General features: G+C 57.1%; 28 protein-coding genes. 26 read left to right on the forward strand and 2 right to left on the reverse strand.

Annotated features, from left to right (window positions below):
• Positions 1-240: 240 nt before the first annotated feature.
• A complete protein-coding gene (locus BMW31_RS12025) occupies positions 241-948 on the reverse strand; it encodes a superoxide dismutase (RefSeq protein ID WP_091826363.1) in 708 nt (235 codons plus the stop codon).
• Between the two features lie 254 nt (positions 949-1202).
• On the opposite strand from BMW31_RS12025, the gene BMW31_RS12030 reads away from it, so the two are divergent.
• Positions 1203-2129: a hydrogen peroxide-inducible genes activator gene (locus BMW31_RS12030; RefSeq protein WP_091826280.1), complete on the forward strand. Its 927-nt coding sequence runs from the start codon at positions 1203-1205 to the stop codon at positions 2127-2129.
• 21 nt (positions 2130-2150) lie between these two features.
• Here the strand turns inward: BMW31_RS12030 and BMW31_RS12035 are convergent, their stop codons facing one another.
• Positions 2151-3437 carry a DUF5694 domain-containing protein gene (locus BMW31_RS12035; protein WP_091826283.1) on the reverse strand — a complete coding sequence of 429 codons (1287 nt, stop codon included), beginning with the start codon at positions 3435-3437 and terminating at the stop codon, positions 2151-2153.
• 372 nt (positions 3438-3809) lie between these two features.
• On the opposite strand from BMW31_RS12035, the gene BMW31_RS12040 reads away from it, so the two are divergent.
• The 25 genes from BMW31_RS12040 (at position 3810) to BMW31_RS12160 (ending at position 26066) form a co-directional block, all read left to right on the forward strand.
• Positions 3810-4463 (forward strand): hypothetical protein, encoded by a 654-nt coding sequence (locus BMW31_RS12040; RefSeq protein WP_091826285.1) that lies wholly within the window; start codon positions 3810-3812, stop codon positions 4461-4463.
• A 180-nt stretch (positions 4464-4643) separates the two neighbouring features.
• Positions 4644-6182, forward strand: a complete 1539-nt coding sequence (gene hutH, locus BMW31_RS12045; RefSeq protein ID WP_091826287.1) for a flexirubin biosynthesis tyrosine ammonia-lyase FlxA — start codon at positions 4644-4646, stop codon at positions 6180-6182.
• Between the two features lie 6 nt (positions 6183-6188).
• Positions 6189-6776 (forward strand): outer membrane beta-barrel protein, encoded by a 588-nt coding sequence (locus BMW31_RS12050; protein WP_091826289.1) that lies wholly within the window; start codon positions 6189-6191, stop codon positions 6774-6776.
• 26 nt (positions 6777-6802) lie between these two features.
• Complete coding sequence (gene fabG / locus BMW31_RS12055; RefSeq protein WP_091826291.1) at positions 6803-7531, forward strand: flexirubin biosynthesis SDR family reductase FlxB; 729 nt, start codon at positions 6803-6805, stop codon at positions 7529-7531.
• 8 nt (positions 7532-7539) lie between these two features.
• Positions 7540-8772, forward strand: coding sequence for a beta-ketoacyl-[acyl-carrier-protein] synthase family protein (locus tag BMW31_RS12060; RefSeq protein ID WP_091826293.1), 1233 nt, complete (start codon positions 7540-7542; stop codon positions 8770-8772).
• Between the two features lie 16 nt (positions 8773-8788).
• Positions 8789-9391: a hypothetical protein gene (locus BMW31_RS12065; RefSeq protein WP_143049207.1), complete on the forward strand. Its 603-nt coding sequence runs from the start codon at positions 8789-8791 to the stop codon at positions 9389-9391.
• A 12-nt stretch (positions 9392-9403) separates the two neighbouring features.
• Positions 9404-9946, forward strand: a complete 543-nt coding sequence (locus BMW31_RS12070; RefSeq protein WP_091826299.1) for a hypothetical protein — start codon at positions 9404-9406, stop codon at positions 9944-9946.
• The gene (locus BMW31_RS12075) at positions 9947-11047 is read left to right on the forward strand and encodes a FlxJ family methyltransferase (RefSeq protein WP_091826301.1); all 1101 of its coding nucleotides are present in this window, start codon (positions 9947-9949) and stop codon (positions 11045-11047) included.
• A 7-nt stretch (positions 11048-11054) separates the two neighbouring features.
• Positions 11055-11303: an acyl carrier protein gene (locus BMW31_RS12080; RefSeq protein ID WP_091826303.1), complete on the forward strand. Its 249-nt coding sequence runs from the start codon at positions 11055-11057 to the stop codon at positions 11301-11303.
• Between the two features lie 10 nt (positions 11304-11313).
• Complete coding sequence (locus tag BMW31_RS12085) at positions 11314-12192, forward strand: LpxL/LpxP family acyltransferase (protein WP_091826305.1); 879 nt, start codon at positions 11314-11316, stop codon at positions 12190-12192.
• The gene (locus tag BMW31_RS12090; RefSeq protein WP_091826307.1) at positions 12176-12625 is read left to right on the forward strand and encodes a hotdog family protein; all 450 of its coding nucleotides are present in this window, start codon (positions 12176-12178) and stop codon (positions 12623-12625) included. The genes BMW31_RS12085 and BMW31_RS12090 overlap by 17 nt, the downstream gene beginning before the upstream one ends.
• On the forward strand, positions 12622-13044 hold the full coding sequence (locus tag BMW31_RS12095) for an acyl-CoA thioesterase (RefSeq protein ID WP_091826309.1): 423 nt from the start codon (positions 12622-12624) through the stop codon (positions 13042-13044). Before BMW31_RS12090 ends, BMW31_RS12095 begins: the two co-directional genes overlap by 4 nt.
• The gene (locus BMW31_RS13665) at positions 13026-14186 is read left to right on the forward strand and encodes a beta-ketoacyl synthase N-terminal-like domain-containing protein (protein ID WP_317039786.1); all 1161 of its coding nucleotides are present in this window, start codon (positions 13026-13028) and stop codon (positions 14184-14186) included. The genes BMW31_RS12095 and BMW31_RS13665 overlap by 19 nt, the downstream gene beginning before the upstream one ends.
• Complete coding sequence (locus BMW31_RS13670) at positions 14183-14764, forward strand: hypothetical protein (RefSeq protein ID WP_091826313.1); 582 nt, start codon at positions 14183-14185, stop codon at positions 14762-14764. Before BMW31_RS13665 ends, BMW31_RS13670 begins: the two co-directional genes overlap by 4 nt.
• 12 nt (positions 14765-14776) lie before the next feature.
• Positions 14777-15034, forward strand: coding sequence for a phosphopantetheine-binding protein (locus tag BMW31_RS12110; protein ID WP_091826316.1), 258 nt, complete (start codon positions 14777-14779; stop codon positions 15032-15034).
• Between the two features lie 3 nt (positions 15035-15037).
• Positions 15038-16210: a beta-ketoacyl-[acyl-carrier-protein] synthase family protein gene (locus BMW31_RS12115; protein WP_091826319.1), complete on the forward strand. Its 1173-nt coding sequence runs from the start codon at positions 15038-15040 to the stop codon at positions 16208-16210.
• Positions 16207-16836: a beta-ketoacyl synthase chain length factor gene (locus tag BMW31_RS12120; RefSeq protein ID WP_091826321.1), complete on the forward strand. Its 630-nt coding sequence runs from the start codon at positions 16207-16209 to the stop codon at positions 16834-16836. Before BMW31_RS12115 ends, BMW31_RS12120 begins: the two co-directional genes overlap by 4 nt.
• Entirely contained in the window at positions 16833-17183 is a 351-nt protein-coding gene (locus tag BMW31_RS12125; protein ID WP_091826323.1) for an EamA family transporter, read from the forward strand. The genes BMW31_RS12120 and BMW31_RS12125 overlap by 4 nt, the downstream gene beginning before the upstream one ends.
• 14 nt (positions 17184-17197) lie before the next feature.
• Positions 17198-17998, forward strand: a complete 801-nt coding sequence (locus BMW31_RS12130; protein ID WP_091826325.1) for a flexirubin biosynthesis/transport protein LolA2 — start codon at positions 17198-17200, stop codon at positions 17996-17998.
• On the forward strand, positions 17995-18351 hold the full coding sequence (locus BMW31_RS12135; RefSeq protein ID WP_091826327.1) for an ApeI family dehydratase: 357 nt from the start codon (positions 17995-17997) through the stop codon (positions 18349-18351). The genes BMW31_RS12130 and BMW31_RS12135 overlap by 4 nt, the downstream gene beginning before the upstream one ends.
• On the forward strand, positions 18348-19106 hold the full coding sequence (locus tag BMW31_RS12140; protein ID WP_091826330.1) for a glycosyltransferase family 2 protein: 759 nt from the start codon (positions 18348-18350) through the stop codon (positions 19104-19106). Before BMW31_RS12135 ends, BMW31_RS12140 begins: the two co-directional genes overlap by 4 nt.
• The gene (locus BMW31_RS12145) at positions 19103-22309 is read left to right on the forward strand and encodes a 1-acyl-sn-glycerol-3-phosphate acyltransferase (protein ID WP_255404963.1); all 3207 of its coding nucleotides are present in this window, start codon (positions 19103-19105) and stop codon (positions 22307-22309) included. The genes BMW31_RS12140 and BMW31_RS12145 overlap by 4 nt, the downstream gene beginning before the upstream one ends.
• Positions 22306-23790 (forward strand): phytoene desaturase family protein, encoded by a 1485-nt coding sequence (locus BMW31_RS12150; protein ID WP_410524449.1) that lies wholly within the window; start codon positions 22306-22308, stop codon positions 23788-23790. The genes BMW31_RS12145 and BMW31_RS12150 overlap by 4 nt, the downstream gene beginning before the upstream one ends.
• A complete protein-coding gene (locus BMW31_RS12155; RefSeq protein ID WP_091826332.1) occupies positions 23783-25291 on the forward strand; it encodes a phytoene desaturase family protein in 1509 nt (502 codons plus the stop codon). The genes BMW31_RS12150 and BMW31_RS12155 overlap by 8 nt, the downstream gene beginning before the upstream one ends.
• The gene (locus BMW31_RS12160; protein WP_091826334.1) at positions 25281-26066 is read left to right on the forward strand and encodes an alpha/beta hydrolase; all 786 of its coding nucleotides are present in this window, start codon (positions 25281-25283) and stop codon (positions 26064-26066) included. Before BMW31_RS12155 ends, BMW31_RS12160 begins: the two co-directional genes overlap by 11 nt.
• Positions 26067-26383: the final 317 nt, after the last annotated feature.

Here is a 26383-nt window from a genome sequence, read left to right on the forward strand (position 1 = left end):
GCCAGTCAGGACTTTAGAGGGGGCAAAATAAAAAAGTTTTCAGGGGGCAACGTCGCTTTGCCCTCGGGGGTCAAACGCGCTCGGCTTTTCCACCTCACTCTACCTACTGGTTTTGTTTTCAATCATTCCATCTGTCGCAGATGGGTCTTGTTCGCGTGTTTATGTTGTGTACACTGTCAGGAGAGGCGCTTGGGGAAGTTTCCGGCCGTAACCGGAGTACCCGTGGAGCTGCCGGCAGCTTTATTTCAGCCGGCTCTCTACCACCTCCCAGTTAATGATGTCCCAAACTGCTGCTACGTGGTCGGCACGGCGGTTCTGGTAGTCAAGGTAGTAGGCGTGCTCCCATACGTCGATGCCCATGAGCGGGTTGAGTCCGCTGCGCACCGGGTTGCCGCCGTTGGCCTCCTTGGTGATAACGAGCTTACCGTCCTTATCCTGCGACAGCCAAGCCCATCCGGAGCCGAAGAGCGACGTTGCAGCCTGGTTGAACTGCTTCTTGAACTCATCGAAACTGCCGAAGGCGGCGTTGATGGCAGCTGCAATCTTGCCCTTGGGGGCATTGCCTTTCACCGGTGCCTGGAACTGGAGGAAGTACAGCGTGTGGTTGAGCGACTGCCCGGCGTTGTTGTACACGGGGCCTTCGGGTGCTGCCTTGACGATATCCACCAGGCTTTTTCCCTCGAGGTCGGTGCCCTCTACGAGCTGGTTGATGGTGTTCACGTAATTCTGCAGATGCTTTCCGTAGTGGAAATTGATGGTCTGCTCACTGATAACTGGCTCCAATGCGTTTGCTGCATAAGGGAGTACTGGCATATTTACTTTCATATTCTTATTGCTTTTAGAGTTGTTATTAACTATGTTTCTTTCACTTTTTACCAACCTGAAGGTTACTTCCGGTTCTTTTGCCTGTTCGATGTAGGGCATCGGGGGCATTTCCATTACCATCATCATCTTCTTTTTCAGTTTATTGGTTGCTAATTGGTATTTGTTCGTTTTGATATTGCAAATATAGGCAAATACTGATTACGTCCAAACAGATATTGTCTATCCCGTCATTGATAAAATCTATCTGCGGCACGCTTTCAGCCTGTTTATCGTGCTTTCAGGCGGCAGAAAGTTTGCCCTCTTACTTGAAATTATTTCATTCCGAGGCCGTTGTTTCACCAAAAAAGGCTATCTTTGTACTCAAAGGAGACTATGTGATGACTTTACAACAATTAGAATATGTGGTGGCCGTTTACCGATTCAAGCACTTTGCCAAGGCGGCCGAGCATTGTGACGTAACGCAACCAACGCTCAGTTCCATGGTTCAGAAGCTGGAAGACGAGCTTGGCGTCAAAATCTTTGACCGCAAGAAGAACCCAGTCAAGCCTACGGCCGTGGGCCTGGAAATCATAGAGCAGGCCTGGAAGGTGCTGGTGCGCGCCCGCAAACTCAAGGAGATAGTGGAGGAAGACCGCCACTCGCTGCTCGGTGCTTTTAACATCGGCGTGCTGCCCACCATAGCTCCCTACCTCATACCCCGCTTCTTTCCCCAGCTCATGAACAGCCATCCCGACATGGATATACGCATAACGGAGATGCAGACCGAGGACATCCGCAAGGCTCTTGTACACGGCGACATCGATGCCGGCATACTGGCAAGGGTGGAAGGGCTCGAGAACTTCGATGTTGAGACGCTCTTCTACGAGCAGTTCTTTGCCTATGTAGCCAAGGACGACAAGCTCTACAGCAACGACAACATACGCATAGCCGACCTCTCGGGCGAGTATCTGTGGCTGCTGGACGAGGGCCATTGCTTCCGCGACCAGCTCGTCAAGTACTGCCATCTCAAGGCTGCCAGCCGCAGCCGGAAGGCCTACAGCCTGGGCAGCATAGAGACTTTCATGCGCATAGTGGAAAGTGGAAAGGGCGTAACCTTTATTCCCGAGCTGGCTCTGCAGCAGCTTAATGACGGGCAGAAACAGCTTGTAAAGCCCTTCGCACTGCCCGTGCCAACGCGCGAGATTGTGATGATGACCGGCAAGAGCTTCATCCGTCAGACCCTGCGCAAGCTGTTGGTAGACGAAATCCGCCGGTCCGTGCCGCCCGAAATGCTGAAGCTGCGGCACACCCAGCAGGCAGTTTAGGCCGTGCCTGCACCCCTGTGGCTACCTGCTGCCTTGCTGCGGGCTATAGGGGTGGTGCAGATAGTCGCGGTAGATGTCCTCTATGTCTTCCCCGTTCATGCCCATCTGCCGGCAGGCGCTTATGCCTTTGTCGTAAGCCTCTGCAGCTTTCTTCCTTCTACCCGCCATGTCATAGCAGAAGCCAAGGTTCCGCCAGAAGAACGGAATGATGAATTCCTGCAAGTCGGCAGGCAGCTTGTCCGTGCTTCTGATAAACCGGCGGGCTTCTCTGATAGCCCGCTTGTAGTCCTTGCACAAGAAGTAATACCACGTTTTTTCAAAGCTCAGCCGTTTGCTGTTGCCCACTGCCAGCTCCCATTCGCTGATGATGGGGCCGGCCTTCGCCATGTCCTCAGCCCGTACGGTTTCCGGCTCGTCGTCCATGTCGGGCCCGTGCAGCAGCGGCACCAGTGCCTGCCGGTAGGCTGTCTCCTTGTCTTCGTAGTAGCCCAGAGCCACTCCCGTGCGCAGGTAGTGCGCGATCAGGCTGTCCATAGGGGTGCTTTTCAGGGGCAGCAGGTCGCTTAGCTGCACCAGCCTGACGTCCTTCCGGCTTGCCATAGCATCGTCAAAGTAGTATTTATGCTCCGCTCCGGTGAGTATGAGTATGCGCTTCCCCCTGTTTGCGTCAACGGCTTGGCCTATGAGTTCCGCCATTTTTGCATTGCGCTGTTCTGCGTACAGGTTCATACATCCGTCTCCGAATACGGCTGCCGTGTACGTGTACAGCCTTTTCACGTAGTTGTTGTATTTGCTGCCGTTAAAGAACAGCCAGCCCATGGTATCGGTCTCGGCTACCTTCTCCAGCGAACCGTACTTGCCGATGAAGGCTGCCGTCACCTCATCCTGTCGCAGCAGACTGTCCAGTTTGGCCTGCTTTTGCCTGTAATCGTCGGTTTTCATGTAGGCCCGTCGTTCCGCCCGGGCGTCGTGCGGCGGCCACCAGTCTATGGCGTAAACCTCCAGTCCGCGCCCTAAACCATAGAGTGCGCCCATCGTCATCTCCTTCAGGTAAGGCTTCCTCCTGAAGTACGCGGGCGGTATCTCAACGCAGATAACCTGCGGGCTGAATGTTTCCATGATGCGATACAGGTCCTGATACGTGTAGTTCGGATTGCTGCCGTGTTGCGCGTGCAGGGTGCCAATGGTCAGTACCACGCTCTCCGCGGGCCTTTGTGCCGTGGCTTCTCCTCTGCTGCCGGTTGCAGCGACGGCATGGCTCATAATGAGCACGGCAGCAAGCAGACTGATGATACGGTTCGTGTTCATGCTTTATTCTCCGTTGAATAGCAGCGCAAAGATAGCGAAAATTAATGATACGCCGCGCCTTTCGGAACGTATAAATACGCAAATTCCGCAGCCGTGTCCTGCTGCGAGTGCGCGTTCGCGGTGCCGGGCGGTGCCTGCCAGGGTGCTGCCGGCATCGTTCTGAGGGCTTGAAGGATAGAAGCAGGAACTTTCGACACTTGTCGCACGATTGTTTGACAAGTGTCGCATCATCGTGCGACAAGTGTCGAAAGTTCGCGCATGGCAACTCCGGCACCCTGTAGCATGAATTGTACCAACCCCGGAGTTGACAGGGCAGACGCGGCGGGGTATCTTTGCAGGCGTAGTTTACAAACCTTTCAAACAACAACAGACATGACAAAGAAAAATGGATTCAAGCTAACCTACGTCGAAGTGCGCAACCCACGGCCCGAGGCCGACGGCAGCTATGCCTGCCATCCGTGCTACGTGGGCGTTACGACGAGTGAAAAGGAAGTGGCCGAAAGCATCAGGCGCAACGTGTGGGCCAATACGCCACAGCTGCAGGCGAGCCTTGCAGCCATCCGTGAACTGACGGTGGAGCAGCTGCTCTGCAACCGTCCCGTGCGGGTGGGCGACCTGTTCATCGTGCGCCCCCGGCTGAGGCTGAGGCGCCACAAGGACGCTCAGGGGCGCCTCGTTAGCCGCAAATACGGCGTGGGCGAGCCCATTCCGGCCGACGACATCGAGTTCTGCGGCCTCTCCGTCAGGGCCACCCGCTCCCTGGAGGCCGAGGTCGGCAGTCTTGTAACGGGCTGCGTGCGGCTGGATACGGTGCCGCCTGTACCCGCCAACCGGAGCGGCGAGCCGCTGGCCCGGGCACTGCAGCTGTGCGCCGAAGAGGGTTACTGCACCGTGAGGAGCCTGCACTACGCCCTCGGCGTGTCGCTTTACAAGAGCCGCAAGCTGCTGGAGAGCTTCTGCCGGGGCGAGCACGCGCCCCTCGTCGGCAGCCGGGCAGGCCGTGTGATGGTGTATAGGGCCGTGTGAAGAAAGTGTGACAAAGGGCAGCGGTTTCACTTTCTGCAACTCATTTTTTGCCTTTTTTATTTGGTTTTCTGTAATAATGTTCGTACTTTTGAAGCCAATAACAACGGATGGAGCACCATGTGAGCGGGCTGGAAACAAGCCCCCGGCAAGGCCGCGTGCACCGTCCGGAGCGTAGACAGTATGAACTTTGAATTTGAATGGACGGAGGTAGAGAGGCTTCTCTATGCCGACGGAAAGATAGACATCAACCATCTGCCGATGGCAGAAGTGGAAAGCTGTTACCGTTTCTTGCGCGATTTCAGTTCCGATAAAATCATTTACGGCATCAATACCGGCTTCGGTCCGATGGCTCAGTGGCGTGTAGACGACCGCTATCTGGAAGACTTGCAGTACAACATCATCAGGAGTCACGCCACCGGAGCCGGCCAACCGCTCGACGACCGCTGCGTAAAGGCGGCCATGATAGCGCGCCTGGGCACATTCCTGCAGGCACGTAGCGGCGTCCATCCCGACTGTGTGAAGCTGCTCGTTGAGTTCATAAACCACGGCATCTTCCCGCTTATACCGGCGCACGGCAGCGTAGGCGCCAGTGGCGACCTGGTGCAGCTGGCGCACATAGCGCTCACAATGATAGGCGAGGGCGAGGTACATTACAAGGGCCGGTGGCGCCCCGCGGCCGACGTGTTGCGTGAGTGCGGCCTGCAGCCCCTGAGCATCCATATACGCGAAGGTCTCTCGCTGACCAACGGTACCAGCGTGATGACGGGCATCGGCATGGTGAACCAGTTTGAAGCCGAGCGGCTCCTGGACTGGGCTACGCTGGCCGGCGTGATGATGAACGAGATTGCTGGCAGCTTCGACGACCTGATGGCAGCCCAACTGAACGGTGCCAAACGCCACGCCGGACAGCGCGAGATAGCCCGCCGCATGCGTGCCCTGGCCGCCGGAAGCCGGTGCCTGCAGCAGCGCGAACACGAGCTGTACGACAACGGCCACAGGGAGGTAAAGACCTTTGAGCACAAGGTGCAGGCCTATTACTCGCTGCGTTGCACGCCCCAGATACTCGGTCCGGTCTGCGAGACGCTGGCCAACGCGCGGCGTATTCTGCTGGAGGAGCTCAACTCGGCGTGCGATAATCCCATCGTAGACCCCGTCTCCAAGAACGTTTATCACGGCGGGAACTTCCACGGCGACTATGTTTCGTTGGAGGAAGACAAGGTGAAGATAGCCATGACACGCCTGGCCATGACGGCCGAAAGGCAGCTCAACTACCTCCTGCACGACCGCATCAATGGCATGTTGCCGCCCTTCCTGAACCTTGGCCAATTAGGACTGAACTACGGTATGCAGGCCTGTCAGTTCACTGCTACGTCTACCACGGCCGAGTGCCAGACCCTCTCCATGCCCAACTACGTGCACAGCATACCCAACAACAACGACAACCAGGACATTGTGAGCATGGGTACCAACACGGCACTCATCACCCGCCACGTGATAGAAAACTGCTGGCAGGTAATGGCCATTCAGTATATGGCGCTGGCCCAGGCCATCGACTGCCTCGGCATTAAGGACAAGGTGAGCCCTGCCTCGCGCCGTGCCTACGACGCGGTGAGGCTGATACAGCCCGTTATCGTAGCCGATACGCCGTTTTACCGCGAAACGGCAGCCATCGAGGAATGGCTGAAGGACAACCCGTTGAACCTCTCATCAAAACAATAAAGAAATATGGAAAAAAAATTAGTAGCAGTATTCGCTTTCCTGCTTGTTGCCCTGTGGGCACATGCACAGTTCCAACCGGCCTATAAACATGCCGTGCGCTACCACGTAGGAGCAAGGGCCGGCGTGGGCTTCTCGTCGTACGACTTTGACGAATCCAGGGTTATTACCATGCCTACAGGCGGCATAGCAGTAGACTACAGGGTGGCTTCGGTGCCCGTGTATGTCGAGAGCGGGCTTTACTATATGGACATGGGAACGCGTGGGAAAGTTTACTATACGGACGGGTACACAGTAGATGAGTTCACGTCTCACAACCATTCGGTTCTCATGCCGATGGTAGGCAGCTACCACTTCTATATCGGCGATAAGGTGACATTGCAGCCTTTCACTGGTTTTTACGTCTCTTACGGGTTTGGAAACGATAAAGTAGACTTCGGATTGCGTGAGGGCGTGGGCGTTGCTGTAAACAACTTCTATGCCAATATGGGTGTGAACTATGGACTGGTTGATCAACTTTCGGAGCCTTTTATTGGCGATGGCCACCACAGGAGCTTCTTCATGACCGTGGGGTTCAATTTCATCGGCGGCAGATAAAACCAATAACGACGCAGCAACCCAATATGGAATATGCACTCATCACAGGCGGCTCAAGGGGCATAGGCAAGGCCGTGGCCCTGCGGTTGGCACGCAGCGGCAGGGCGGTAATCATAAACTACCGCTCCAATGAGGATGCTGCCCGGCAGACGGTAGCCGAAATCGAGGCCGTGGGTGGACAGGCCGAGCTGCTCTGCTTCGATATCTCCAGCCCGGAAGCCATAGAGACCGCCTTGGCCCAATGGCAGGAGGCGCACCCGGCAGACTATGTGTCGGTGCTGGTGAACAATGCCGGCCTACGCCGCGACAACCTGCTCATATTCATGCAGAACGACGAGTGGAAGCAGGTAGTTGACACTTCGCTCAACGGCTTCTTTTACATTACGCGCCGCTTGTTGAAGGATATGCTGACCCATCGGAACGGCAGGATTATCAACGTAGCATCGCTCTCGGGCATCAAGGGACTGCCCGGACAAACCAATTATTCGGCTGCCAAGGCCGCCGTTATTGGTGCTACGAAGGCCTTGGCGCAAGAAGTGGCCAAGCGTAAGGTTACAGTCAACGCGGTGGCTCCGGGTTTTATAGCCACTGACATGACGCACGACCTGGACGAGAACGAGCTGAAGAAACTCATACCGGCAGGCCGTTTCGGCACTCCGGACGAAGTGGCGGCGGCGGTGGAGTTCCTCGCCGGCGCCGATGCCGCCTACATTACGGGGCAGGTAATACAAATTAACGGAGGATTGTACACATAAACAGTTGCATGGAAAGAAGAGTAGTGATAACGGGCATGGGTATATGGTCGTGTCTGGGAACTGACAAGGAGGCCGTTACGGAGTCGTTGCGCATGGGCAAATCAGGTATCGGCATCGAGAAGGAACGAATAGCATACGGTTACCAGTCGGCACTGACGGGCATCGTGAAGCGCCCCGTGCTCAAGGGCATCTTGTCGCGTCGGGAGCGTATGGGCATGGCAGAAGAGGGCGAATATGCCTATATGGCATCGGCCGAAGCATTCCGCCAGGCCGGCATCGACGATGAGTTTCTGCAGCAGAACGAGGTGGGCGTGATATTCGGCAACGACTCTTCGGCCCGCCCGGTGATAGAGGCGGCCAACATCATGGCCACCGAACACGACACCCAAATGCTGGGTTCGGGCTATATCTTCCAGTCCATGAACTCGACGGTGAACATGAACCTGAGCGCTATCTTCCATCTGCGCGGCGTCAACTTCTCCGTAAGTTCGGCCTGCGCCAGCGGCAGCCACTCCATCGGACTGGGCTATCTGCTCATCAAGCAGGGGCTGCAGAACAGGGTGCTGTGTGGTGGTGCGCAGGAAGTAAACTACTACAGCATGGCCACCTTCGATGCTCTGGGCGCCTTCTCCATGCGGATGGACGAGCCGGAGAAGGCTTCGAGACCCTTTGACCGCGACCGCGACGGGCTCATTCCGAGCGGAGGTGCAGCCGCGCTGATGCTGGAGGAGTACGAAAGTGCCGTGAAGCGCGGTGCTCCCATCTTGGCCGAAGTGTGCGGCTACGGCTTTTCGTCCAACGGAGGCGGCATCAGTCAGCCCTCCGACGACGGCAGCGTAGTGGCCATGACACGCGCCATGGAGATGGCAGGTGTGGCTGCAGACGACGTGGACTACGTGAATGCCCACGCCACGAGCACGCAGCAGGGCGACATGTTCGAGGCCATCGCCTTGGACAGACTTTTCCGCGGCCGTCATGCGTTGATATCTTCAACCAAGAGCATGACCGGCCACGAGTGCTGGATGGCTGGTGCCAGCGAGGTTGTTTACTCGGTGCTGATGATGCAGAACAACTTTGTGGCACCCAACATCAACTTCTGCAATCCCGATGAATACAGCGAGCATCTCAATCTGGCCACCCGGACAACGCCCTGCGACCTACGGACCGTGCTCTCCAACAGCTTCGGCTTTGGCGGTACGAACTCGGCTCTGGTGGTGAGGAAAGTACAACAGAACTTTTAATTTTAATACATATACTATGATGAAAAAGCTATTGTTACTGACACTGGCATTAGTTATGGCCATGTCAATGAGCGCCAAGAAGAAGTACATCACGCTGCAGAGTGGCGATGTGCAGGTACTAAACCAACCCGGCAAGACGGCTCTTTACGAGTTCGACTACTCAAAGACGATTTGCGAGGGCAAGCCTTTGGAGCAGTATCTCAAGGACCGCGGAGAGGAAAACGTAAGAGACTGGCCGGGCGAGTGCATAGAGACGCAGGACAACTACTTCATGCCCCGCTGGAATGATGAGAGCAAGATGAACATCAGCCTCATCAAAGAAGGCAAGGCCGATTACAAGATTGTGGTTCATGTAACTGATTTGGACTTGGGCAGCACGGCTGCGGCCATGTTCATCCCGTCCTTTTCACGCAAGACAGGTGCGTGCGAGGTGTCGGCTACGGTTGATGTTATCGACTTGTCGAACAATCAGACAGTGTGCGTGCTGAACGTGAACAAGCTGCGGGGAGTCAACATGCGGGCTTTCGAGGTGGCATCTTCGGAAACGCGGCGCAGGGGACTTACCTATAAGAAAATGGCCCAGCTGATTTGTGAGTTTGCACAGGAAAGTAATAAATAAGGTATAATGAGAATGAAGAAATTATTGTTGCTGGCGGTTGTACTCATGGCAGCAGTTGCCGTGAACGCCAAAGATGAGTTTACCGGTTCATTCGCCCCGCTGGCTGGCGAAGCGAAGATAAAGGTTGTAGAAGACTGGAACAACACCAAGATTGTGGGCAGGCAGCTGGCCGACTGGTTGGAGTATAGGCAGGCGGAACAGCCTGAATACAATGCGGAAAATGAATGGGAGAACGAACTGAAGCCCCAACTAAAAGAGTGTTTGCTTGGCAAAGCCAATGAAAAGTTGGAGGATATGGGCCTGTTCTTGTCGGAAACGGGGGAGACGAAGTTCGTGATGACCGTTCATCCGGTATCAGTTGAGAAGAAAGGAAACCAGGTTGTAGAGTTCACCGTGCGTGAAGCGTCTACACAGAAGGAAGTCGTGAAGTTCACCATCAACGGCAAGGGCGGCACCTTCGGCTCCATGTCGAACCTCTGGGGCGATGGCTTCAAAGATACCGGCAAGAAGCTGGCAAACTTATTAAAGAATGAATTGAACAAGCTGAAGCAGTAAATGTATTTATCTGAAGCATTAGACCGCCAGTACACCAGGGAAACGTTATCGGCCCGGCATGCGCAACGCGCCGCTGAATTCATTGCCTTCGGACCCATCGTATTCGAAGTTTCGAGGCTGATGGTGAAGTGGGGCATACTCGCGATGTTGCGCGATGAAGAGCTTACCGGCAATGAGGTGGCCGAGCGGGCAGGCATCAGTACCTATGCCGCCAAATGCCTCCTTGAGGCTTCGCTGACCATTGGAACGGTGCTGGTAGACAGAGAGACCGAACGGTTCTCGCTCTCTAAAACCGGCTGGTTCTTGCTCAATGACCCGGCAACGAAGGTGAATATGGACTTCAATCACGACGTGAATTATGAAGGAATGTTTCATCTGGAAGAGGCACTGAAGGCCGGCAAACCCGAAGGATTGCGCCATTTCGGCTCTTGGTCAACGGTGTATGAAGGCTTGTCGCAGCTTCCGGAACCGGTGCAGAAGAGCTGGTTCGCCTTTGACCACTTCTACAGCGACAGCTCTTTTGATGATGCACTGAAGGTGGTCTTTGCCAACAGGCCCGGAACCTTGCTCGATGTAGGAGGCAACACGGGCCGTTGGGCGCTGCGATGTGTAGACTATGACAGCGATGTACGTGTAACTATCATGGACTTACCGCAGCAGTTGGCCCTGATGCGGGAGGCTGTGAAAGGCCATGAAGGTGCCGACCGCATCGACGGATATGCAACAAACATGTTGAAGGAGGAGAGTAGCTTCCCGACCGACAGGCACTACGATGCCATCTGGATGAGCCAGTTCCTGGACTGCTTTGCCGAGAGCGAGATTGAAAGTATCCTGCGACGGGCTGCCCAAATCATGGATGCGGACACAACGCTGTACATCATGGAGACGCTGTGGGACCGCCAGAAGTACGAGCCGGCGGCCTTTTGCCTGACTCAGATAAGCCTGTATTTCACCGCTATAGCTAACGGAAACAGCAAGATGTATCATAGTGAAGACCTGAAACGGGTTATCAGCAAGGCCGGCCTTGAGGTCAGGCAGATATACGATAACTTAGGACAGGGGCACAGCATCCTGCTTTGCAAGAAGATAACAAATAAATAATCAGAATATGACAAGACAAGAAATTGAAGAGAAAGTACGTGAGTTCCTGATTGACGACCTTGAGATCGACGAGGAGAAAATTGTTCCCGAGGCCTTGCTGAAGGACGACTTAGGCATCGACTCGCTCGACTTCGTGGACATTGTTGTCATCGTTGAAAAGAAGTTCGGCTTCAAAATAAAGCCGGAGGAGATGGCCGATGTCAAGACGCTGGCACAGTTCTGCGATTACATAGAGGGCAAAGTAGGCGACAAATAGCACGGTGCCGATGGCGGAAAGACAGTGGAGAGGTACAACTGAAGGCACGACGTGGATGCACCGGAGCCTGATAGCAGCCATGCGGCATTTGCCGTTACGGCTGATGTATGCAGGCGCAGAGGTGTTCGTGGTGCCCTTTTACATGCTGTTTGCCCATCAGGGTTATAGCTCCATGTACCATTTCTTCAGGCGCCGCCTGCACCGTTCGCCCCTGCAGTCGTTCGTCGGCGTGTACCGCAATCACTGCAAGTTTGCCCAAGTCATATTAGATCGCTTCTGCATGTATGCCGGCGGCAAGTTCGACTTTGCTATCGATGGCTACGACCGGTATCAGCATCTGGCAAAGGGAGAGAGCGGCTTCGTCATCCTGAGTGCTCACGTTGGGAACTATGAGGCGGCAGGCTATGCGCTCACTGCAAGCCACAAGCGGTTCAATGCCTTGGTGTATGGAGGCGAGGCGGAGACCGTGATGAAGAACCGCCAACGCATCCTGTCGGAGAACAACATCAGGATGATACCCGTCAGGGAGGATATGAGCCATCTGTTCATCATGAGCAACGCACTGGCCGACGGAGAGTCGGTGAGCGTGCCGGCCGACCGGATTCTGGGCAGTCCACGTTATGTGGAGTGCGATTTCATGGGTGCCAAAGCCAGGTTCCCGTTAGGCCCCTACGCCATGGCAGCACAGCGCGAAGTGCCTGTACTGGCCATTCACGTGATGAAGGAGGGCACCCGCAGGTATCATGTCTACATCCACCAGCTGGCCACTTCGGGCCAAACGTTCAAGGAACGGGCAGCAGCACTGGCGCAGCAGTTTGCCTCCGATCTGGAGACTGTCGTGCATCAATATCCTACCCAGTGGTTTAACTATTATGAATTCTGGAGTTAGAAGGTTAGAAGAAATAGACATCCACGAGCTGTTGCCGCAGCAGGAACCGTTCGTGATGGTAGATGTGCTGACCCATTTCGATGCGGGCAGCACTTCTACCCGGTTCGAAGTCCGTGCCGACAACATCTTTGTTACCGACGGACGACTGGACGCCAGCGCCCTGGCCGAGAACATGGCGCAGACTTGTGCGGCCCGGTTGGGCTACGTAAACAAGTACGTACTCAAGCGTGCCATACAGATTGGGTTCATCGGAGCGATAAAAGGAATGAAGGTTTTCGACACGCCCAAGGTTGGCGATGTGCTCGATACAACGATTGAGGTCATAGAACAGATAATGGATTTAACCCTGGTCAGCGCAACGGTCAGGGTGGGAGACAGGGTCATCTCCACAGCAGAAATGAAGATAGCCTTAGCAGATGAGGTAGAAGAATGAAGGAATTGAAAGTCAGCAAAGCATTTGATATCAGGTTCAGCGAGGTCGATTCGATGAACTTCGTGTGGCATGGAGCCTACTCGTTGTACTTCGAGGATGCCCGTGAAGCGTTCGGAAAGCGGTACGGGTTGGGCTATCAGACCATATTCGACAATGGCTGCTACGCGCCTCTTGTTGACTTGTCGTTCCACTACAAGAAGCCTTTGCGCTATGGCATGCAGGCTCGCATAGACATTGCCTACGAGCCAACAGAGGCCGCAAAGATAGTGTTCAATTACGAAATTCACGACCAGGCCGACGATGCCTTGATAGCTACGGGGCGGAGCGTGCAGGTGTTTCTGGACCACGACTACCAGCTGTTATGGGATAATCCGCCTTTTTACGAAGCGTGGAAAAGCAAATGGGGAGTAACGGAATGATAGAGAAGATAGCCGATAACATCACCTCTCCCCTCGGTATGACAACCGAGGAGAACTACCGGGCAGTAAAGGCCGGTAGGTCGGAGCTGCGCCGTTACGAGGGCAAGTGGGGCATTCCCGAACCCTTCACGGCATCTCTGTTCACGGAGGAGCAATGGGCTGCCCTCCCCGGCGAGGGTGAGTTCACCCGCTTTGAGCGTGCGCTCATCCACTCGATAACGGAGAGTTTGCAGCAAACAACTGTCAACCCGTCGTCTGCCAGGGTGCTTTTCATCATCAGCACCACCAAAGGCAACGTAGAACTCCTTGACCCCCGGACCGCCTGCCCTGCCGGCAGAACAGCCACTGAGGCGGTGTTACTGGGCAATGCTGCTACGGTGATAACCCGACACTTCGGCAATCCTAACCTGCCGATGGTGGTGAGCAACGCCTGCATCTCGGGTCTCTGCGCCCAGATTGCAGCCCAGCGGAGCCTGGAGAGCGGACTTTACGATTACGTGATAGTGGCTGGTGCCGACGTGCAGTCTCAATTCATAGTCTCCGGTTTCCAGTCCTTTAAGGCCTTGTCGCCCGACACCTGCCGTCCTTTCGACGCCCAGCGGTGCGGCCTGAATTTAGGAGAAGCCGCCGCCACGATGATTTACAGAAAGGCGGAAACGGCCGATGAGGCCGACAGATGGTATGCCGTTGCGGGCGCCATCCGTAACGATGCCAACCACATCTCGGGTCCGTCGCGAACCGGCGAGGGCAGTTACAGGGCCTTGCGAGCCGTATTGCAGAACGTAGAAAAAGAAGAGCTGGCCCTCATCAACGTGCATGGAACCTCCACGCCCTATAACGACGAGATGGAGGCCGTGGCCATCTCGCGTGCCGGCCTGTCGGCTGTGCCGCTCAACACGCTGAAAGGCTACTACGGTCATACGATGGGTGCAGCCGGCATCTTGGAAGCTGTCTTGAGCATGCGTGCCGTGAGCGACCACACCGTTCTCGCCACCCGCGGCTACAGCCAGCCGGGAGTTTCGTGCCCTGTCAACATTTCCAATGTCAACCGCAGCACCTCCGGGCGTGCCTTTGTCAAGCTGCTGTCGGGCTTCGGAGGCTGCAATGCCGCCATGTATTATAAGAAAGGAGGCGCCGAATGACCACTACCCATACCGTACACATTACTCCCCAAGCCATCGTTCTGGATGGAGCACGGCTGCCCCTGCACGTCCAAGGCCCCGATATATTAAAAGAGGTGTACCGCCAACGGATAGGTAACTACCCCAAATTCTTCAAGATGGACAACCTCTGCAGGCTGGGTTTCGTGGCCTCCGAGCTGCTGTTGCAGCAAGAGGGAGAGCGCACTTTCGACGAGAAAGGCCGCGTTCCCGAGGCCCGGATGCGTGAGGACAGGGCCGTGGTATTCTTCAACCGTGCCGGCTCTCTTGACAACGACCGCGCCTACCAGCAAACAATAGCCTCGCCGGAGGAGTATTTCCCCAGTCCCGCTATCTTCGTCTACACGCTGCCCAACATCGTAACGGGCGAGATAGCCATACGCAACCGCTACTGCGGAGAGACCAGTTTCTACGTTCTCCCGGCCAAGGACGAGGCCGTCATGCGGCAGGTAACGGCACAGGCACTGACCGACGACATAACGACCAGCGTGCTGGGCGGCTGGCTGGAGTATGCTGACGACGCCCACTTTGAGGCCGACATTTACATTGCTAACAAATAACAAGACTGAAATATGGATTTACAGGAAGAACTGAAAAACAAGATTATTGAGGCCCTGAACCTCGAAGAGGTGAAGCCGGGGGATATAGATAACGACGCACCCCTGTTCGGCGACGAGGGCTTTGGCCTCGATTCCATCGACGCCTTGGAGCTTATCGTCCTGCTCGAAAAGAACTACGGCATCAAGATTAGCGACCCCAAGGCCGGCAAGGAGATATTCCGCAGCATCAACGTGATGGCCGATTACGTGGCCCGTAACCGCAAGAAGTAGGCCTTGAAGAAGCGTATTTTCATAACAGGCGTAGGCGTTGTGTCCGCCATCGGCACCAATGCGGAAGAGAATCTGCATGCTTTGCAGCAGGCAACGACGGGCATCGGCGAGGTCAGGTACCTGCCGACCGGTCACCGCGAATATCCCGTAGGCGAGGTGAAGATGAGTAACGGCGAGATGTGCGGCCTCCTTGGGCTCGACCCGGCTGCACAGCCTTCGCGCACCGCGCTTATGGGCATGCTGGCCGTACGCGAGGCTATGGACTGCGCCCGCTTGCAGGAAACGCCGGCGGCACTGGTCTCCGGCACCACCGTGGGCGGCATGGACCGCACCGAACTGGCCTATCCTGACAGGCTCACGGCCCACCTGCTGCGCCATCACGACTGCGGCAGCTGCACCAACGACATAGCCGACCACTTCGGCTGCTTTGATTTTACCGCCACCGTCTCCACGGCCTGCAGCTCTGCTCTTAACGCCATCATCTTCGGCTCGCGGCTCATAGAGGCCGGTGAGCGCGACATCGTGGTGGCCGGAGGGGCCGAGAGCCTGAGCCTCTTCCACCTTAACGGGTTCAAGTCGCTCATGATTTTAGACCAACACCGTTGCCGTCCGTTCGACCGTATGCGCCAAGGGCTGAACCTGGGCGAGGGAGCCGGCTTCCTTGTTCTGGAGAGCGAGGAGTCCGTCAGCAGGCGTCACGCCACGCCGCTGGCCGTGCTCGAGGGTACGGGCAACGCCTGCGACGCCTACCACCAAACGGCTTCGTCGCCCACGGGCGAGGGTGCCGGCCTTGCCATGACTAAGGCACTGGCCGACGCGGGGCTGCGTCCGGAGCACATCAGCTACATCAACGCCCACGGCACCGGCACCCCTAACAACGACGAAAGCGAAAGTGCAGCCATTCGCAGGCTCTTCGGCAGCCATGTGCCTCCGGTCTCTTCGACCAAGGGCTACACTGGTCACACCACGAGCGCCAGCGGCAGCATAGAGGCCGTTTTCTGCGTCCAAGCCCTGCAACGGCAGTTTATACCGCGCAATGTGGGCTGGAGCCAGGCCGACGACCGCTGCCTTTCGCCCTTCATGGGCACAACTCCGCCGGCGCCGTTGCGCCATGTCATGTGCAACAGCTTTGGCTTCGGCGGCAACGACTCATCTATAATAATAGGTAGCGTATGATGAACAAGGTTTACGTTCTGGCCATAGCAAGAGACGTGCCGGCCGAGGATTATCGCCTGTACCTCGACCCCATGAAGACCCGCCGCTACGGAAGGCTGCTTAAAAGGGCCCTGGCCACGGCGCTCAAGTGCATGCACGACAGCGGCGTGAGCCACCCTGACGCCATCATCAACGGCACTGCCTTGGGCAGCTGGGATGACTCTGAGCACATGCTCCGCGGCCTGGCAACCGAGGGCGAGCAGGTGAGCATGCCCACCCACTTCATGCTCTGTACCCACAACTCGGTAGCTTCCATGATTGGCATCTATACTCACACGCAAGGTTACAACAGCACCTACAGCCACGGTTCCGTCTCTTTTGAGTGCGCCCTCATGGATGCGTTCCTGCAACTGCGCTCCGGACAGGCCCAAACGGCACTGGTCTGTGCCAACGATGAGCTTACACCCGAGCTGCAGCAGCACCTCACCCAGCTGGGCATTACCGGCTGGGTAGCTGCCGACAGGTCGCTCTCCGTCATGCTGTCTGTCGCTCCGGGCGCCCATCCGCTCTACGAGCTGACCGGCGTACGCATTGTTCACACCAAGGACAAGGCCGACAGTGCCCGCGTAATTTACCGAAAGATATGAGACTGATACTGATTTCCATCGTGCAGAGCATCCTGCTGTGTGGCGGTCAGGTGTTCCTTAAATTCGCCCTGACCCGTATGGGCGCCTTCTCGTGGAGCCTGCGTTTCGTGGCCAGCCAGCTAACTAACTGGTGGTGGCTGGGCTGCGGACTGTGCTACGCTGCAGCCACTCTGCTGTGGATGTACATCATCAAGAACTTCCCGTTCTCCATGGCCTACCCCATGATATCACTCAGTTACGTGCTCGGTATGTTTGCAGCCATCCTCTTCTTCCACGAAACAGTGCCCCTGACCCGCTGGGCCGGCGTGCTGCTCATTATCCTTGGCTGCGTGCTGGTGGCCAAATAAACAAGACAAAAAGAATGAAGAATAACAACCGTAAATATCCGGCGGCTCTCCCGAAGCTATGCTTCAAGGGTCTTGAAGCTATCCTTCAAGGGCCTTGGAGGTATCGTTCGGGCGGCTTGAAGGATACCTTTTGCAGCGCCCTCTGTATCAACGCGTTACGGAGACCGATAAGGGTGGCCTCTCTGGTGGCCTCCCGCAGGGCTCTGATGGTGCTGCTGTTGCTGTGCTGCCTCGCCGGTCAGGCACCGTTGCTGGCCCAGAAGGCGGTGCGCGCCACGCCCCGGCAGGAACGGCAGATGATTGCCCTCATCAACCGTACATCGGCCAGCATACGTGCCATGAGCTGCGACTTCAGGCAGGTGAGCAACCTGTCTTTCATGGACAGCAAGGCCGTTTCGGAAGGCCGCATGTCGTACTCTGCCGACGGAAAGCTCACCTGGCAGTACACTGCTCCGTACAGTTACACCTTCACGATAGATAAAGGCAAGGTAACAACCACGTCGGGCAGCCGCACAACCACCATCGACACGGGCAGCAACAAGCTGTACCGCAACATCACGCAGCTGATGATGAACAGCGTCTCGGGGCGTAGCCTGTCCGGCAACCGCGACTTTACCGTACACATGTACACCCGCGGCGGCTGGTGGATAGCTTACCTCTATCCGCGCGGGGGCGACATGAAGCGGCTCTTCAAGACCGTGCGCCTGTATTTCAGCAAGGGCAGGCGGATGGTGCAGAAGGTGGAAATGGTGCAGCCCAATGGCGACAACATCACCATTACTTTGTTGAACCAGAAAGTCAGCTACCGCCGATGAAGCTCTTGGGTACCATGTTCCGTATAGACAGGAGCGGAGCCGACAGCTGCCAGCTCTCGCTGATGGCCGGTCATGTTATCTACCGGGCGCACTTTCCGGGCAAGCCCGTAACGCCCGGCGTGTGCATTGTCAAGATGCTGGGCGAGCTGCTGGAGCTGCGCCTGAACACACAACTGGAGCTGCGCGAAATCAGGAACCTGAAGTTCATTGCGCCCATCTCGCCCGTTGACGACGGGCAGATAGAGGTGGTGTTCGACCAGGTAACGCAAGCCGAAAGCGCCGTGCAGTGCAAGGGAAGCATTGTGTGGGGCGAGCGGATATATACCAAGTTCTCACTCATATTCGGCAAATGATGGACAAAGTACGCGAAGTAATAGACCGTGAGCGCATCTGCGTGGTTGTTCCAACCTACAACAACGGCGCCACCATCGTAGATGTGCTGCGCCGTATCAGCAGGTTCACCGGCCACATCATCGTGGTTAACGACGGCAGCACCGACCGTACGCACGAGCTGATAGCCGCCGCCGGCATCGACGGACTGGTGACTGTGGAGTACGAACGCAACCGAGGAAAGGGCGACGCACTGAAGGAGGGCTTCAAGAAAGCTATCCTCCTGGGCTACGAGTACGCCCTGACGATAGATGCCGACGGGCAGCATTACCCCGAAGACATCCCCCTTTTCATCGATGCCTTCAGGGCTAACAGGGGCGCGTTCATTGTGGGCATGCGGCGTCTGGAGCAGGAGAACATGCGCCAGGGCAGCAACTTTGCCAACAAGTTCTCCAACTTCTGGTTCCATTTCCAGACGGGTTTGCGGCTCGCCGACACACAGTGTGGCTACCGGCTCTACCCGCTCAACATGCTCGATGCGGGCTGGATAGTGACCTCGCGCTATGAGTCGGAGCTGGAGTTCCTGGTCTATTCGGCCTGGAAAGGCGTGAGGCTGGTGGGCATTCCGGTGCGGGTGTACTATCCGCCAAAGGCCGAGAGGGTGAGCAGTTTTCGCCCTGTGTACGACTTCCTGCGCATTACGCTGCTCAACATCGTGCTCACCACGGGCGCCGTTTTCTATTATCTGCCGGCCCGGATTATTCGGAAATTGAGATGATGACGCAGTTCTTTCTACGTATATACGACTATGCGAGCGCCCACAGGCGGCTGTCGGCCGCGGTGTTGCTGCTGTTTCTCGCGGTGGTTGTGCTGCTAACGGCACGCATCCACTACGAGGAGGACATCTCGAAGTTCCTGCCCGGCAACGAAGAGAACGAGCAGTATGAGGCCATTTACAAGCAGATAACCTCGCAGGACCGCATTGCCGTGCTCTTCGGGGCAAAGGATTCGCTGCGCCAAGTGCCCGACGACACGCTCGAAATGGCCATGGACTACATGGGCCGGAGGCTGGAGCAGATACGCAGCATCAGGGATTTGCAGGTTACGGTTGATGCAGCACGGGCGGAAAAGACAATGGACTTTGTGTACCGCAACATGCCTTACTTCCTCTCCCCGGCCGACTATGAGCGCATGGACTCGCTGCTCGCGCAGCCCGACTTCGTGCATAACCAGATGCTGAAGAACCGCCAGCTGGCTCTGATGCCTATGGGTGGAGCCCTGATGCAGACGCTGCGCTACGACCCGCTCGGCCTCTTCGGCCCCGTCATGCAGAGCCTGAAAGGGCTCGGACCGAGTGAAGACTTCCAGCTGGCAGACGGCTACGTGTTTACCAAAGACGGCAAGCGCAGCCTCCTGACGTTCCATTCGCCCTACGGACCGAGCGAGACCGGGCAGAATGCTCTGCTGGTTCAGCAGCTTAACGGGGCTATGGCAGCCACGATGCAGCAATATCCCAACGTGCGCGTATCGGCCATCGGAGCCCCGCTGGTGGCTGTTACCAACGCGCAGCAGATAAAGACCGACTCGCTTGTTTCGGTCTCCCTGGCCGTTGTACTCATCCTTTTCTTGCTCGTGTGGCATTACCGCAGGCTTTCTGATATCCTGTGGATAGGGGCTTCCATCGCCTTCGGCTGGCTGTTTGCGCTGGCGGGCATGTCGCTTGCAAGCGGCTCCGTGTCCATCATTGTGCTGGGAATAGGGTCGGTAATCATCGGCATCGCGGTCAATTATCCGCTGCATTTCCTGGACCATCTGCGCGAAGTGCCCGGCCGGAGAGAGGCCTTACGCGAGATGGTTCCGCCGCTGCTGATAGGCAACATCACTACCGTGGCGGCCTTCCTGTGCCTGGTCTGGCTCGATGCCCGGGCCATGCGCGACCTCGGTTTGTTCGGATCGCTCATGCTCATTGGCACCATCTTGTTTGTTCTTGTATTCCTTCCGCTCTATGCCAAGGCGTCGGCAGTCAGCCCGCGGGCCATAGGCAGCAGCCGTGTTCGCCTGCCCCGCGTGCCGTATCTGTTGCCGGTTGTCCTCTTGCTGACGGCCGTCTTGGGCTATTTCTCACTCCGTACATCGTTCGATTCCGACCTTTCGCACATCAATTACATGACTCCCGAGCAGCAGGCTGACATGGAGCTGCTCTCTTCCTCGCTGCCCGACAGGCCGGTGTATGTGGTTGCCCGGGGTGCAACCTTGGAGGAGGCATTGCGCGAGAACGACCGTGCAACCGACAAGCTCATGGCCTTGCCGCAGGTTGAACGCATCAGTGGCGTGGGCAGCTTCTTGCCGTCGGAGCCTAAACAGGAGGCCCGGCTGGCCCGCTGGAGGCAGTTCAAAGCCCGTTATGCGCAGTCTCTGCTCGCGGCGGTTGACAGGGAGGGCAGGGCGTTAGGCTTCTCCGGCGAGGCTTTCGGCGCGTTTTCGGAACTCCTGACGCAGCGGTTCGAGGTTCGCGCTGCATCCTATTTCAGCCCGCTGACGGCCAATGCAGCGTCCGGGTTCATCCTCAAGGACGAGGCCGGATATAAGATTGTGAACTACGTTACCACATCCGATGAGGCGGCGGTAAAGCGCTCCGTGCCGCTGGCTTTCAGCAGTCGGGACATCAGCAACCGGCTGGTAGAGGTGCTGAACAACTCCTTCAACTACATTGGTTGGGTGTGCGGACTGGTTGTCTTCTGCTTTTTGTGGCTGTCGTTCGGCAGCATCGAGCTCTCTCTGCTGTCGTTTCTGCCGCTCGCGGTGTCATGGATCTGGATACTTGGATTGATGCAGTTGCTGGGCGTACAGTTCAATATCGTGAACATCATCCTGGCTACCTTCATCTTTGGTCAGGGCGATGACTACACCATCTTCATAACCGAAGGGCTCATGTACGAGTACGCCACGGGGCGCAGACGGCTGCAGGCGTATCGCAACTCGGTGCTGTTCTCGGCCGTGCTGATGTTCATCGGCATCGGCAGTCTTATCTTCGCACGCCATCCGGCGTTGCGTTCGCTGGCCGTGGTAACCATTATCGGCATGGTAACGGTTGTGCTGATGGCCAATTACCTGCCGCCGTTGGTATTCCGGTGGCTCACTACCAAGGACGGCCAACGGCGTCCCGTTCCCATTACATTGAAGCGGGTGGCCTATTCGCTCTTCTCCCTGTTCTTCTTCTTGGGCATGATGTACGGCTTCATGTTGCCCTACACGTGGCTCTACTTCCGCATCGGCAAGATAACCGAAGCGCGCAAGCTGAAGTATCACCGCATCATTCAGCGGATGGCGCAGGTCATCGTTCGCCGCGTTCCGGGCGTGAAGTATTCCGAAGAGAACAGCGTGGGAGAAACCTTCGAGAAGCCTGCCGTGATTATCTGTAACCACCAGAGCCATCTCGACTTGCTGTGTTTGCTGCAGCTCACGCCCAAACTCGTCTTCGTTACCAACGACTGGGTGTGGCGCAATCCGTTCTATGGAGCGGTCATACACCGGGCGGAATTCTATCCTGTAAGTGACGGGATAGAGCGCAATATGCCCCGACTGCGCGACCTCTACGGCCGCGGTTACAGCATCTGTGTGTTCCCGGAAGGCACGCGGAGTGAGGACTGCAGCATCCTGCGTTTCCACAAGGGAGCCTTTTACCTGGCACGTGAACTGGGCGCCGACATCGTTCCCGTGTTCCTTCATGGGGCAGGGCATGTGCTGCCCAAGCGCGACTTCATGCTGCGCGAGGGTGCCATCCACGTCGAGATAGGGCAGCGCCGGCCGGCCGGAAAGACCGAAGGCATGGATGCGAACGAGCGCGACAGACTCATGAGTCGCCGCATGCGTAAATACTACCAGGAGCATTATGCAGCCTTGTGTGCGACGTTGGAGACCGACGAATACTGGGCTCCGTACCGCAGATACGACCGAATGTACAAGGGAGAATTCAGATGAAGCAGCGAGTTATCATCATAGGAAGCGGATTGGGCGGCCTGTCCTGCGGCGTCATTCTGGCCAAGAACGGCTACGAGGTGACCGTGTTGGAGCAGGGCGTGCAGGTTGGCGGCTGCCTGCAATGCTTCAAACGTAAAGGCGTGAAGTTTGAAACGGGCATGCACTTCATAGGTTCCGCGGCCGAAGGACAAACCCTCCACCGGCTGCTCCGCTATCTGGAGGTGAACGTGCAGCTCTCGGCTCTGGATGCCGAAGGCTACGAGCAGATATCTCTCAACGGCCGCCGATACCCCTTCGCCATGGGCCGCAAGCGGTTCATAGAGCGCCTGGCAGCGTCTTTCCCCGACCAGGTGGCGAACCTGAACCGCCTGTGCGACATCATCGAAGGCGTTGCCGGAGCCTCTTCGCTGCACTCTCTGCGGCACACGGAGACCGATGCCGCCATCAATACCCAGTACCAGCTGCTCAGCATCAACCAAGTAGTTGACCGGGTGATAACCAACCCCGAGCTGCGCAAAGTGGTCGTCGGGAACCTGCCCTTATATGCGGCAGAGAAGGACAAGACGCCTTTCTCCACCTATGCTTTTGTCATGGACTTCTACAACCAGAGTGCCTACAGGGTGGTAGGAGGGAGCGACAACATAGCCAAGTCGCTGCTCCGCACGCTCTTCAAGTACGGGGCAAAGGTCTATACCAACAAGAAGGTTACTGCCATTGCGTGCGACCAGAGCCGTGCCACGGGCGTTACGTGTGCCGACGGAAGCACCTTCATGGCCGATATTGTTATCTCCGACGCCCATCCCGCACGAACTTTAGAGCTGGTGTCGTCGTCCTTACTGCGTCCTGCTTACCGCAACCGTATTGCCCATTTGCCCAATACGGTGGGCGGATTCTCCGTTTATCTGCACTTCAAGGATAACGAGGTGCCCTACATGAACTACAACTTCTACGGCTACAGGCAAGCTACGCCGTGGGATTGTGAGTGCTACACCGCGGCCGAATGGCCCAAAGGCTACCTCTACATGCACTTTTGCGACGAGCCGGAGCAGCGCTTCGCCCGCAGCGGTGTTATCCTCTCGTACATGCAGATGGCCGATGTGGCCCAGTGGAAGGGCACCCGCACAGGGCACCGCGGGGCCGATTACGAGGCTTTCAAGTGCCGGCATGCCGAGCTGCTGCTGCGTGCCGTGGAGCAGGACTTTCCCGGTCTGCGGACTCATGTGGCCGACCTTTACACCAGCACGCCGCTCACTTACCTCGACTACACGGGCACCGAGGGCGGCTCCATGTACGGTATAGCCAAGAACATACAGCTGGGTCCCGCCGCCCGGGTGCACCACCGAACCAAGATACCCAACCTTCTGCTCACGGGGCAGAACATCAATTCGCACGGCATTCTGGGCGTGCTGGTGGGCAGCATGGTAACTTGCGGCGAACTGCTTACAAGCGAGAAGATTTTTGAACAGATAGTGAATGGATAGCATCGTAGTGATAGGAGGAGGCCTCGGAGCCCTCTTCACCGGCGCCCTGCTGGCCAAGGAGGGCTGCCGGGTAACGGTTCTGGAGAAGAACAAACAGATAGGCGGAGGCCTGCAGACCTTCTACCGCAGGGGCGTAGGCTTCGAGTCGGGCATGCACCTGCTTGGAGGCATCCGTCCGGGCGGCTCCATCTACAAGCTGTGCCGGTATCTCGGCATCATGGATAAGATGGATATACGCGACGTAGACCATGACTGCATGGACGAGATTACCTACCTTTCCGACGGCAAGACCTACCGGGTGCCCGAGGGAAAGGAGAACTTCATAGCCTATTTCCAGCACGAGTTTCCGGATGAGGCCACCCATATCAGAGACTATGTAGAAGCACTCTTTGCCATTGTCAACGAGATTGATTTCTTCTACCTGCGAACTTCAAACTCCCACATCTATACCCACGGCGAGCAATTCATGTGGCCCGCAGACCGTCTCATTGCCCATTTTATTGGCAACGAGAAGCTGCGCGACGTGCTTGCCTACATGAACCCCATGTACGGGGGCTATGCAGGACACACGCCGGCCTATATCCACGCGCTCATCAATGTGCTGTACATCAGCGGCCCCAGCCGCTTTGCAGGCAACAGCCAGCAGATGGCCGAGGCGCTGCGGGGCGTGATAGAGGCGCATGGGGGGGGCGTGGCAGGAGGCGACCCCGTGACGGGCATCGACATAACCGACCGCGAGCTGACGGCCGTCCGCACCCTTGGCGGCCAGACCTATACGGCCGATAAGTACGTTGCCGCCATCCATCCGGCCGCCCTTTTGCAGCTTACGGACGCCAAGGCCTTCTCCCGGGCCTTCCGCACCCGCATAGGCAGCGCGCCCAACAGCTACAGTTCGTTCTGCGTTTACGTTGTTTTCAAGCCCCAGTCGTTCCCCTACATCAACCACACCTGCTACTACCAGAGCGACTACGGCATGGTTTGGCACTACAACGAGTACAATGCCGGCGAGTTTCCACGTGGCTTTATGTACATGACGCCGTGCGAGGCAGAGCAGGGTCCGTGGGCCACCAAGATGATTATCAACTCCATCATGCCCTATTCGGCCTGCGCTCCGTGGGCCGGCACCCTTACCGGCAGGCGCGGCCGGGCCTACGAGGAGTGGAAGCGGCAGCGCACGGAGCAGGTGCTGGACAAGATGGAACGCCTCTTCCCGGGCTTCCGCCAGAAGTGCGACCTCGTGTTTGCATCGTCGCCGCTCACCATACGCGACTATTACAACGAGCCCGAGGGCGCCCTCTACGGGCTGCATAAAGACTGCCTGAACGTGGCCCAGAGTCAGGTGCCCGTCTACACCAAGGTGCGCAACCTGTACATGACGGGCCAGAACGTGAACCTGCACGGCTTCTGCGGTGTGCCCCTTACGGCCATCAACACGGCCGAGGCCATCGTGGGACTGAACCGGATTACGGACAAGATAAACGCCCTGGACGATGAAAAGTAACCTCCTCATAGCCCTGCTCTTGTGCCTTGGCAGCTTGCCGGGGCGGGCGCAGAAGATAACCGAATACCTGCCCCCGCGCCCTGCCACCATAGCTATAGTGGTGTGTCCGGGCGGCAGTTACTGCTGGCTCAGCAAGAAGACGGAAGGCTCCGAGGTAGCCCTGTGGCTCACGCAGCAGGGCTTTGCGGCCTATGTACTGGAGTATCCGGTAGCCGGATGGGCTGCCTACGCCTGGCACACGCGCTGGTTCTACCGCGGCCACCAGCACCCCGACCAGCTGCGGGCGCTGGAGAAGGCGGTGCAGCTGGCCCGCAGCAAGGGGTATAAAAGGGTGGGGGCGATGGGCTTCTCGGCAGGAGGACATCTGGTGCTCAACGGTGCCGAGTGGTCGGCCGGCGAGCTGTCGCCCGATTTCATTGCCCCTATCTACCCCGTGGTAACCATGAGTAACCCGTGCGTACACCGCCGTTCGCGCCGCGGACTGTTGGGCGAGCGCCGCTGGCGCAACCGGGCAGTGTGCGATTCGCTCTCCATGGAGCGCCATGCCGACCGCATTCACTGCCCCGTGTTCATGATTAATTGCGCCGACGACCCCGTTGTCAACAAGCACAATGCCGAACTCATGGACAGTGCCCTGACTGCAAACGGCAAGCCGCACCTGTACCGCCAGTACGCCACGGGCGGCCACGGGTTCGGCGCCTCGGCGTCAAAAACATCGGCCGAGGCCATCGGCTGGAAGCAGACTTTCGTGGACTGGGTTCGGCAACTCTTCTGAACCGCCTCCTTACCTTTATGTTGTCAGCCGCCCGCACGCCCTGCAATGGGTCGCTGCGAGCGGCTTTTTCAGGTGCCGAAGCTATCGTTCAGGAACTTTCGACACTTGTCGCACATGAATTCGACACCTGTCACACAATCGTGCGACAAGTGTCGAAAGTTCCGCCAGTCGGCAGATAACACCCGCAGGGCTGGTCTGTTGCTGTTCCGTGCAGGGCATCCGGCACCTGTAATAGGCAGTTGCAGCCGGCAGAGCAGCTGTTACGAACAATTTCATACCAAAAATTCCACTTCTTCGGTATTATTTACTATATTTGC

Source organism: Prevotella sp. kh1p2 (genome assembly GCF_900111525.1).
GTDB lineage: Bacteria > Bacteroidota > Bacteroidia > Bacteroidales > Bacteroidaceae > Prevotella.

What these genes read in the sequence shown, in the direction of transcription:
- BMW31_RS12025 (WP_091826363.1), bottom strand. Translation starts at nt 948, where the DNA reads ATGATGGTAATGGAAATGCCCCCGATGCCCTACATCGAACAGGCAAAA.
- BMW31_RS12030 (WP_091826280.1), top strand. Translation starts at nt 1,203, where the DNA reads ATGACTTTACAACAATTAGAATATGTGGTGGCCGTTTACCGATTCAAG.
- BMW31_RS12035 (WP_091826283.1), bottom strand. Translation starts at nt 3,437, where the DNA reads ATGAACACGAACCGTATCATCAGTCTGCTTGCTGCCGTGCTCATTATG.
- BMW31_RS12040 (WP_091826285.1), top strand. Translation starts at nt 3,810, where the DNA reads ATGACAAAGAAAAATGGATTCAAGCTAACCTACGTCGAAGTGCGCAAC.
- hutH (WP_091826287.1), top strand. Translation starts at nt 4,644, where the DNA reads ATGAACTTTGAATTTGAATGGACGGAGGTAGAGAGGCTTCTCTATGCC.
- BMW31_RS12050 (WP_091826289.1), top strand. Translation starts at nt 6,189, where the DNA reads ATGGAAAAAAAATTAGTAGCAGTATTCGCTTTCCTGCTTGTTGCCCTG.
- fabG (WP_091826291.1), top strand. Translation starts at nt 6,803, where the DNA reads ATGGAATATGCACTCATCACAGGCGGCTCAAGGGGCATAGGCAAGGCC.
- BMW31_RS12060 (WP_091826293.1), top strand. Translation starts at nt 7,540, where the DNA reads ATGGAAAGAAGAGTAGTGATAACGGGCATGGGTATATGGTCGTGTCTG.
- BMW31_RS12065 (WP_143049207.1), top strand. Translation starts at nt 8,789, where the DNA reads ATGATGAAAAAGCTATTGTTACTGACACTGGCATTAGTTATGGCCATG.
- BMW31_RS12070 (WP_091826299.1), top strand. Translation starts at nt 9,404, where the DNA reads ATGAAGAAATTATTGTTGCTGGCGGTTGTACTCATGGCAGCAGTTGCC.
- BMW31_RS12075 (WP_091826301.1), top strand. Translation starts at nt 9,947, where the DNA reads ATGTATTTATCTGAAGCATTAGACCGCCAGTACACCAGGGAAACGTTA.
- BMW31_RS12080 (WP_091826303.1), top strand. Translation starts at nt 11,055, where the DNA reads ATGACAAGACAAGAAATTGAAGAGAAAGTACGTGAGTTCCTGATTGAC.
- BMW31_RS12085 (WP_091826305.1), top strand. Translation starts at nt 11,314, where the DNA reads ATGGCGGAAAGACAGTGGAGAGGTACAACTGAAGGCACGACGTGGATG.
- BMW31_RS12090 (WP_091826307.1), top strand. Translation starts at nt 12,176, where the DNA reads ATGAATTCTGGAGTTAGAAGGTTAGAAGAAATAGACATCCACGAGCTG.
- BMW31_RS12095 (WP_091826309.1), top strand. Translation starts at nt 12,622, where the DNA reads ATGAAGGAATTGAAAGTCAGCAAAGCATTTGATATCAGGTTCAGCGAG.
- BMW31_RS13665 (WP_317039786.1), top strand. Translation starts at nt 13,026, where the DNA reads ATGGGGAGTAACGGAATGATAGAGAAGATAGCCGATAACATCACCTCT.
- BMW31_RS13670 (WP_091826313.1), top strand. Translation starts at nt 14,183, where the DNA reads ATGACCACTACCCATACCGTACACATTACTCCCCAAGCCATCGTTCTG.
- BMW31_RS12110 (WP_091826316.1), top strand. Translation starts at nt 14,777, where the DNA reads ATGGATTTACAGGAAGAACTGAAAAACAAGATTATTGAGGCCCTGAAC.
- BMW31_RS12120 (WP_091826321.1), top strand. Translation starts at nt 16,207, where the DNA reads ATGATGAACAAGGTTTACGTTCTGGCCATAGCAAGAGACGTGCCGGCC.
- BMW31_RS12125 (WP_091826323.1), top strand. Translation starts at nt 16,833, where the DNA reads ATGAGACTGATACTGATTTCCATCGTGCAGAGCATCCTGCTGTGTGGC.
- BMW31_RS12130 (WP_091826325.1), top strand. Translation starts at nt 17,198, where the DNA reads ATGAAGAATAACAACCGTAAATATCCGGCGGCTCTCCCGAAGCTATGC.
- BMW31_RS12135 (WP_091826327.1), top strand. Translation starts at nt 17,995, where the DNA reads ATGAAGCTCTTGGGTACCATGTTCCGTATAGACAGGAGCGGAGCCGAC.
- BMW31_RS12140 (WP_091826330.1), top strand. Translation starts at nt 18,348, where the DNA reads ATGATGGACAAAGTACGCGAAGTAATAGACCGTGAGCGCATCTGCGTG.
- BMW31_RS12145 (WP_255404963.1), top strand. Translation starts at nt 19,103, where the DNA reads ATGATGACGCAGTTCTTTCTACGTATATACGACTATGCGAGCGCCCAC.
- BMW31_RS12150 (WP_410524449.1), top strand. Translation starts at nt 22,306, where the DNA reads ATGAAGCAGCGAGTTATCATCATAGGAAGCGGATTGGGCGGCCTGTCC.
- BMW31_RS12155 (WP_091826332.1), top strand. Translation starts at nt 23,783, where the DNA reads ATGGATAGCATCGTAGTGATAGGAGGAGGCCTCGGAGCCCTCTTCACC.
- BMW31_RS12160 (WP_091826334.1), top strand. Translation starts at nt 25,281, where the DNA reads ATGAAAAGTAACCTCCTCATAGCCCTGCTCTTGTGCCTTGGCAGCTTG.